We start from the raw sequence: 8,097 nt of genomic DNA, 5'->3' as shown, positions 1-8,097 counted from the left end.
ATCTTCTGGTACAGACCATCCCGTGGGTTGTTTTCTCTCCTACCAGAAGATACGTTTGAGGGCATTGATAGTTTCCGAATATCGACAAACGCAGCTCAATGAGTGGCTATTGCGGGATGAAGAGGGCGCTGAAATCCTGGAAAAAATGAGCAATTATGCACGGCCAGATACTGCCGGTTCGGATATACAGCAGGGCAAACAGGAGACCGTAGGTAGTTATGACGATCAATCCCGGGAGTCCCTGATAGGCATGACAAGCTCCGAAAGCTAAAGAAGAAGCGATAGTGGGGATCACCCAGCTTTTGAAGCGTCCCACCAGACGAAGGCGAGTCATAATGTATCCTCGGAACATAGATTCCTCGCAGAATCCGGCTGTAAACGAGACCAGTACCCATACTATCCGGCCGGTTGTGTCGGTGGGGATCAGCATGGCGATTTCTCCCGGCATGGGCAGACCAACCTGAGCAAGAAACCAGGCCAGTCCGGCCAGGATCATGTTGGATGCAACCAGAAACGAGATGGCCCAGGCAAAATCTATTCCCCGGATGCGCTTGAAACCAAGGCCTGTCAGCCCGGTATTCTCAAGGTAGAGACTCATGTATAGCACGAGGAAGATGCCCCACTGCATGACAATAGTAGAAACCAGCAGGACCATCAACATGCCGGCGTTAAGATTCCCCAGTACAAGGGAGGGGTCTTCCATGAAGGCCAGCGAGACGCCGGGGTATACAATAAGCAGGAAAAAGAGCGAGAGCCAGGTCATCCGGGAGCAGCGAAAATCCATATTCCCGAATCGTGCTTCAAAGCTGTCGGTCATAGCCGTGTCATTTGCCTCGGCATCGTAGACTGGAATACGTTCTATGGGGTTAAGTTCATCGGTCACTAGTTCTGCCTACTCCATTAACAAACCATCTCTCGGACCTTCTTCTACTCTTATCGCCCGGTGACATAGTCACCTTAATATGCCTTCGATAGGGCACCGGACTTCGACGCCAAACATAATTGATGGGAGAGCGAATGGAAAGGGGACACAATACGGGTGTTACTCTCTCTGAGATGCCTCTTGATTGTGTATAACATCGATCAATGCGGATTTGTCAATAGCCACAGGCCGGGTTTTCGAGTTCTGGTTCTCAGGGCAGGTCAGAAGGCATATCCTCCTGGCATTGTTGACAGAACCGCAATTTGTCGCAGTGAACTTACTTGTACGGGTCGGTTCCGTCCTTCATCAATGGTCTCGTTTCGCCAAAGGGCAGGTGCAAACCTTGTTTTTTCTCATCCATGTATTTTTTCGTCAGCTTGACCACTCCGCCCGACAGGACAACGAGAGCAATAAGATTGGGCACCGCCATCAAGCCATTGGCTGTATCGGCATACGACCAGACGGTTTTCAGATCGAAGCGCGCTCCCAGTAGAGCAAAGACGATATACAACCATTTATAGGGCATTTTCGCCCCTGTGCCAAAGAGGTACTCGATTCCCTTCTCACCGTAATATGACCAGGCGACCACAGTAGAGAAGGCGAAAAGAATAATGCCCACCATTACCATCCAGGTTCCGTATCCGGGCAGGGCGGCCTCAAAAGCATGCATAGTCAGGGGTGCGCCATTGACACCTGAATCCCATTCGCCCGTCGTTATAATGACCAGCGCGGTCATGGTGCAGATGACTATAGTGTCTATGAATGGCCCCAGCATTGCCACCAGACCCTCGCGTACTGGTTCATCCACTTTTGCCGCCGAATGTGCCATGGCCGCCGAGCCTTGACCAGCCTCGTTGGAGAACAGACCACGTCGCAGCCCCCAAGTGAAGGTCAGCCAGACCGTAGCCCCACTGGCCGATCCGCCTACAAAAGCGGTTGGATTGAAGGCGTGGTGGAAGATCATCTGGAAGGCAGGCAGGATTTCATCGAATTTAATGAAGATAATGACCAGCGCGCTGATGACATAGACGACTGACATGAACGGCACCAGATAAGAGGCTACTTTGCCGATACGTTTGATGCCCCCGATGATTACAGCTCCTGTGAACCCGGCCACAACCAGTCCAATTATCCACCGCACGGTTCCTTCGTTCTCAGCCGTAACACCAAAAGCATCGACCACTGAGTGGGCCATGGTGTTGCTTTGTACCATATTGCCAGCCCCGAAAGCGGCCACCGCCGTGCAGAAGGCAAACATGTACGCCAGGGGTCGGAAGCCCTTATGCATTCCAAGCTCAATGAAGTACATCGGTCCACCACGGATGTTGCCGTCCGGTTCTACCTTACGGTGCTTGATAGCCAGCATACACTCGGTGTATTTGATGGCCATTCCGAAGAATGCGGTAACCCACATCCAGAAGATCGCTCCCGGTCCACCCCAATAGATAGCAATGGCCACCCCGGCGATATTGCCTATTCCGATTGTGGCGCTGAGAGCAGCCGAAAGGGCCTGGAAATGGGTCAACTCGCCTTTGTGGGCGGGGTCGTCGTACTTACCATTGGCAATACCGACACCGTGGGCAAACCCTCTAATCTGAATGAAGACCGTTCTCAGAGTCAAAATGAATCCGGTCGACAGTAAGATGAGAGCCATTGGCCAGCCCCAGACGAAGTCGGAGATGGCACCTAAGAAATTGTTGATCTGTTCCATATATAAAGAAATAAATACGAAACCGTCATGTTGATGGCAAGACAAAAAAAGGCCACTCCCATTTGGAGTGGCCTTGGTGTCAATTCATGATTATCGAGAAATTGACCATTGGTTCCCTAACAAATTGGCGGCGGACCGCTGACGAATAGATATGCAACCAGGTAGGTCAAGTCTGCTATATCGATCGCTCCGCCCGAGCCGATAATACCATCGATATTGGCAGCTTCCAGCAGGGGAGGGGCATCTCCACCAGTGAACAGGTATGCCACCAGGTAGGTCAGATCGGCTATATCAACCGGACTACCCGAATTATTGATTCCATCCACATTGCCGCAGACGTAGTCGATATAAGTAATAGTAAACGGTGCTGTTTCGGCCATGTTCTGAGAAATATCCCTAACCTCGATTTTCCAGTAGACAGGTGAGCCGTCCGGCAGTGGGTCAGGTATTACAAATGACGTGTCGCTACCCGCACTATAGGACCATGTGGCTGGACCAGGTGTAAAGGCGGGATCGGTTGATAATACGAGAGTGTGTTCAACGCCGGCTTCAACAGGCCCAGACCAGACAAACGTAGGCTGAGCTTCGTTGTCCACAAGTTCATGTGGTGGCGAGATAAGGACTGGTATAGCAGGCGGTGTGAGGTCAATCTCAAACGACCATGTTACCGAAAAATCCGTACTGTCAGATTCGTCGCTCTTGACCGATCTAACTCGCCAATAATGGGTGCCTTCGCCAAAAGAACTGGGCGTGTGCAGGAAGTTTGTGTCCACTGTAAAATGCACTACTCCACTGATAAAAGTCGGGTCGGGAGAAATTTCGACACGATATCTATCCTGGTCATTTTTCCAGGCGGTGGCCCAGTTAAAATCGCTGATGTCATTTCCTATCGAACCATTCGCAGGCGAGAGAAGCCTTGTTTCGAGAATTGGAAGGTACCAATTGGCTGTATAGACCTCTGAGTTGCCGTCCCGCGAATCAGTCCAGACGGCGTTGATCTTGTCGTGGTAAGCCGTTACACCAATGTACTCACCCAGAAGACCCGCCATAGGTTCTAATCTCAGAGGGACAATATTTCCGTTCTCATCAATGACCCATGGTTTCTTGATGTCGGTCTGTTTGAGACTGTACGGCGAGGACGAGACACTCGAAATGCGATGATTGGATGTAAAGGTCTCACCTCCGTCAAAAGAATAAGCAGTATTCAAATCGAAATTTAAGTAATAAGGCGCATCATAGCGCTGGTCATGGAAGACGACAATGATTATGCCTTCATCGTTTACAATTAGCCAGGGATGGAAATTGTCAATTTCATCGGAATTGAGATCATCATTGATCTGCATTCGATCCGACCAGGTTAGACCACCGTCAGTCGATCGGACAAAATCCACATCACAACTATTTCCATCTTCCGGTCCGACATTGGAGTAGGAAACATAGATGTTGCCATCAAAGGGGCCGCCAAAGATGTCGACATCGGCTGCTGGTTGCGAGTAGGTGTTGATACCACCATCGGCTGTGAAATACCCTGACACCGGAACAACTTCCTGCTCATAGGTGAAAGTCTGTCCGCCATCACTAGATACGACATGTTTCATGGCCATGTGACCGGTGCATTGAGCTGACGAATCGAGTACAAATCCCTGCCAGAACACATGAACGTTGCCATTAGAGCCAACAACTGGGATCGAAAACTGACCAGCATCAATTTGGTTGCCACCGCAACCGGTCGAAGTCTGAATAGGACCAACGATAACCGTATCGCTGAAATTAGACCCGCCATCAAGAGAGCGGACAAAAACAATACGGTCCGGATTCGGGAAACGAGTCCATGAACAGTATAGATTGCCGTCATGCGGACCACCTGTCCGATCGACAGTGATGAATTGCTTGTCTTCAAAAATTGGCGGTATGGGTGTATGGTTGAGAATAGAGAAAGGTCCAGACCATGAAACACCCTTATCGACTGAGCGATAAAAGGCTATCGTTGATTGGCCGGTTAGTCCATAGGCATCCCAATCCAGTACCGACATATAGAATCCGCCGAACCGATCGACCGTCATCGTTGGGTCAGACTGTTTGGAGTCGAAGTCCCATATCATCATAAAGGTTGGGATCAGTGAGTCGATCCAGGTCAGGCCGCCGTCAGTTGAACGACCGATTCCAACCCGTCGATAGTTGAGCCGAAAATCACGCCAATTGGCTATTATGATATTGCTGTCCGTCGGACAGAGAAATACCTGCTCCTCATTGTTTAGTTGAGGGTAGTTCGTGATGCGGATATTTGGGGGAGGAGGATAACTGCTGTCCGCGGCGACCGAAGACACGATCAATACTACGGCCAGCAAGCAGAGGACAGCATTACGAAAGTCAGTCATAGGGACCTCCAGAAGAAAAGTGTTGCTGCGGCGGTTCAAAAGGCTTACTACATTAGTGAGACATATCCAATATACAGAGAAAAGTATGTAATAGGAAGGGGGAAATGAAAATTTATAACTGGCCGATGAGAGGTGAGCGACAATGTCTGGGGGAATTCCGTAGATTCTGATTTGCACGATGAACAATTGCAATAAATTGTTGTTGCATGTGAAGTCACGATTCATTTTTTATGGCATTGTATATGGGAAGTAATGTGTCAGAGTGAAAACGAGAGAAATTGAGAGTATGCTAAAAAACCAAAAGAAGGAGAGAATCATGACAAGGACTGTCAAACTCTTACCAATCATGCTGATTCTGTTTTGTATGTGCGGCATCACTGTCGCAGAGACAACAGTTGATGTTTCAGCTCAGATGAGAGCCCGAAACGAAATCAGCAGCAAAGCCATTTCTGGTGATAAGAGTACACAAGAGGCTACTTATCTGCGTACCCGCGTCAATGTCAAGGCTGCCAAAGAAAACGTTTCAGCGTTTGTGCAGTTCCAGGATAGTCGGATGCTGGGCGCTGGGGCTCAGTCGGGTGGACTCTACGATGCTCATAATGTTGACCTTCATCAGGCTTATGTGACCATCGATCACCTGTGGAACAAAGGGATCGGTCTCAAGGCTGGTCGTTTCGAAGTTATCCTGGGCAATCAGAGGGTCTTCGGTTCTGTGGGTTGGCACAATGTTGGTCGTTCGTGGGAAGGCCTCCAGGCTTGGTACGATTGTAAATATGCCATGACTTCAGCTTACTGGCTGAAGAAAGCGGAACGCAATAATACTGAGGCCAACACTGATTACGACATCATTGGTTTTTCTTCGAAACTCAAATCTATGAATCTTGAACTGTTATTCTTTATTGAACAGGATGCTTTCAAGCCCACTATGGTATGGTTCGACGATGATGATCTAATGACAAGCAACTCCGTTTACAAGAATCTTGAGCGATTCAATCTTGGCATGTACTATCAGCGCGATTACCAGCAGTTTGATTTTGATCTGAATGCCGTCTACCAATTTGGCAAGAAGCAGAATTGGGTGACACATGAAACTCTAGGTTATGATTCAGAAGAGATCGACCTGGCGGCGATGATGTTTACCTTTGAGGCGGGATACAATCTTGAAGGTGATTACAAGCCTCGCTTCGCCTTTGGTATTGATTACACGACCGGCGATGATAGTGAGACCCTCGATAAGGTCGAAACCTACAACAACCTGTTCTACACCGGTCACAAGTTCCGTGGATACATGGACTACTTCCTTGGTTCACAGACAAATGGCCTTATGGACATTATGCTCCGCGGTCGGGTGAGCCCCGTTGAAGGTTGGACGATCAAGGGTGATCTGCATTTCTTCTCTCGTACACAGGACTATACTGATTTTGAAGGGAACGAGACGAAGAGCGTTGGTACCGAGTTTGATCTGACCGTTAGTACCAAGCGGGTAGCCGGCGTTGGCCTGAGCTCTGGTTTGAGCTTCTTTATGCCTTCGGAAGCTTATGCCGGAACAACAGAGACCAACACTGGACTCTGGTTCTATACACAGGCTGTCGCTAATTTCTAATATAGATTTAGCAAATTATATTATAACGGCCCGGGTCATGACGATCCGGGTCGTTTTTCTATCTGTTTTACAGGCTGGACTTTCTACTCGGTGGAAAGGGGGAATCGAACGGTGAACTTTGATCCCTGGCCTTCTTCGCTTTCGATTTCTGCCAAGGCTCCGTGGTCGTGCACAATGGATTGACAGGTCACCAGACTGTAGCCACGATTGTCACCTTTGGATGAGAACCGTCTCTGGAAGAGTTTCTCAATTACCTCAGGAGGTATTCCACTGCCGTTGTCAGTCACTGACAGCGTGATGTGTTTCTCATCCACGCCAGTGGCTACTTCAATATGTCCCAGCTCGCGATCGGCCTCCGTTATGGCATCGGCGGCGTTGTCAAGAAAATGAAGAAGTAACTGAGCTACCTGATCAGGTTTCATCGTAATTTCAGGCAGGGCATTGTCGAGTTCAGTCGTGACCGCCACACGTGCAAACAGACTCAGACCTGAGGCAAAAGCAATCACCTCTGCAACCAACTGGTTAAGATCAGTTGGGCATTCCTGGGCGTCGGCACGAGTGGATGCTATGAGGTCGGCATTGAATTGCTCAATCTTGCGGACGTTGGTTTTGATTCGATCCATGAGAGTGAATGCTTTTTCCGTGTTGCCTTTCTTCAAGACCAGCTCGGCCAGCTCTGATGAACCAAGAATGAGACTGAGAAAATTGTTGAGATCGTGGGCGACCCAGGAAGCTAATATCCCTTTTTCAGACAGCTTTGCCAAGTCCGACAACCGCTGGACACTTCTTCGTTGCTGAGTTACATCCTTCAGACAAATGACCATGTTGGTTCCGGAAATAGTGCAGTGGACATCGTACAGCCGTCGTGATGTCGATGACACAGCAAGCAAATTCTCCAGCAAGCAATCCCGGCCGGTAGTTCGGGTCTTCATGATTCGATCCGCCCAACCGAAAAATGATTCCGGTCCGAAAATTGATTTCAGTTTGAGATCAATAATAGGTGAACCGACCAGTTCGGGACAATATGTCTCCATGATCTGACAGGCGGCATCATTGAATTGCATGAGATGAAAATCATCTGCGAAGACAAAAACACCATCGGAAAGGAGGTTGAGTGTCTTCTGGCAGTAACCTGGGGCAGTCAGGTTCTCATTTTGAATTGCGGATGATTCTAATGTCTGTTTGAGTTGTTCTGCCATCACGTCCTCAATTGTCGATTCGCTGTCAGCCTTCAATTGGTCGGGTCGGGTTCCGACTCATCTGATCAGGGCGAGTCTGGACACACCAATACCCTATATTACATTGTGTCGGTCGAACGAGGTTGGCAGTATAGTTATAAATCTTGCTGGGAAGATATCTACTCGTCATGTTGAATGGAGCCGAAGCATAGCGATCAGTGCAAAGTATTGCTACCCTTCGACTCCGCTCAAGGTGACAGATATGTGTTGGACAGGGTGACAGACATGTGTTGGACAGGGTGACA

At 49.1% G+C, this 8,097-nt stretch carries 5 protein-coding genes; 1 reads left to right on the top strand and 4 read right to left on the bottom strand.

Annotation, left to right across the window (positions count from 1 at the left end):
- Nucleotides 1-106 precede the first annotated feature (106 nt).
- From KOO62_07020 to KOO62_07010, 3 genes are all read right to left on the bottom strand, one after another.
- Nucleotides 107-883 (bottom strand): CPBP family intramembrane metalloprotease, encoded by a 777-nt coding sequence (locus KOO62_07020; GenBank protein MBU8933744.1) that lies wholly within the window; start codon nucleotides 881-883, stop codon nucleotides 107-109.
- 316 nt (nucleotides 884-1,199) lie between these two features.
- On the bottom strand, nucleotides 1,200-2,633 hold the full coding sequence (locus KOO62_07015; protein ID MBU8933743.1) for a sodium:alanine symporter family protein: 1,434 nt from the start codon (nucleotides 2,631-2,633) through the stop codon (nucleotides 1,200-1,202).
- Between the two features lie 116 nt (nucleotides 2,634-2,749).
- Nucleotides 2,750-5,011 carry a hypothetical protein gene (locus KOO62_07010; GenBank protein ID MBU8933742.1) on the bottom strand — a complete coding sequence of 754 codons (2,262 nt, stop codon included), beginning with the start codon at nucleotides 5,009-5,011 and terminating at the stop codon, nucleotides 2,750-2,752.
- 316 nt (nucleotides 5,012-5,327) lie between these two features.
- Between KOO62_07010 and KOO62_07005 the strand changes: the two genes are divergently transcribed.
- Nucleotides 5,328-6,614: an alginate export family protein gene (locus KOO62_07005; GenBank protein MBU8933741.1), complete on the top strand. Its 1,287-nt coding sequence runs from the start codon at nucleotides 5,328-5,330 to the stop codon at nucleotides 6,612-6,614.
- 83 nt (nucleotides 6,615-6,697) lie between these two features.
- On the opposite strand, the gene KOO62_07000 is transcribed toward KOO62_07005, so the two are convergent.
- Nucleotides 6,698-7,813: a hypothetical protein gene (locus tag KOO62_07000; protein MBU8933740.1), complete on the bottom strand. Its 1,116-nt coding sequence runs from the start codon at nucleotides 7,811-7,813 to the stop codon at nucleotides 6,698-6,700.
- Nucleotides 7,814-8,097: the final 284 nt, after the last annotated feature.

Source organism: Candidatus Zixiibacteriota bacterium, assembly GCA_019038695.1.
Lineage (GTDB): Bacteria > Zixibacteria > MSB-5A5 > GN15 > FEB-12 > B120-G9.
The sequence above is the reverse complement of the archived record's forward strand: the minus strand, read 5'-3'. Positions and strand labels throughout refer to the sequence as shown.

Bases quoted from the DNA above. Each gene is read 5' to 3' on its own strand.
- KOO62_07005 (MBU8933741.1), top strand. From the start codon at position 5,328: ATGACAAGGACTGTCAAACTCTTACCAATCATGCTGATTCTGTTTTGT.
- KOO62_07010 (MBU8933742.1), bottom strand. From the start codon at position 5,011: ATGACTGACTTTCGTAATGCTGTCCTCTGCTTGCTGGCCGTAGTATTG.
- KOO62_07000 (MBU8933740.1), bottom strand. From the start codon at position 7,813: ATGGCAGAACAACTCAAACAGACATTAGAATCATCCGCAATTCAAAAT.
- KOO62_07015 (MBU8933743.1), bottom strand. From the start codon at position 2,633: ATGGAACAGATCAACAATTTCTTAGGTGCCATCTCCGACTTCGTCTGG.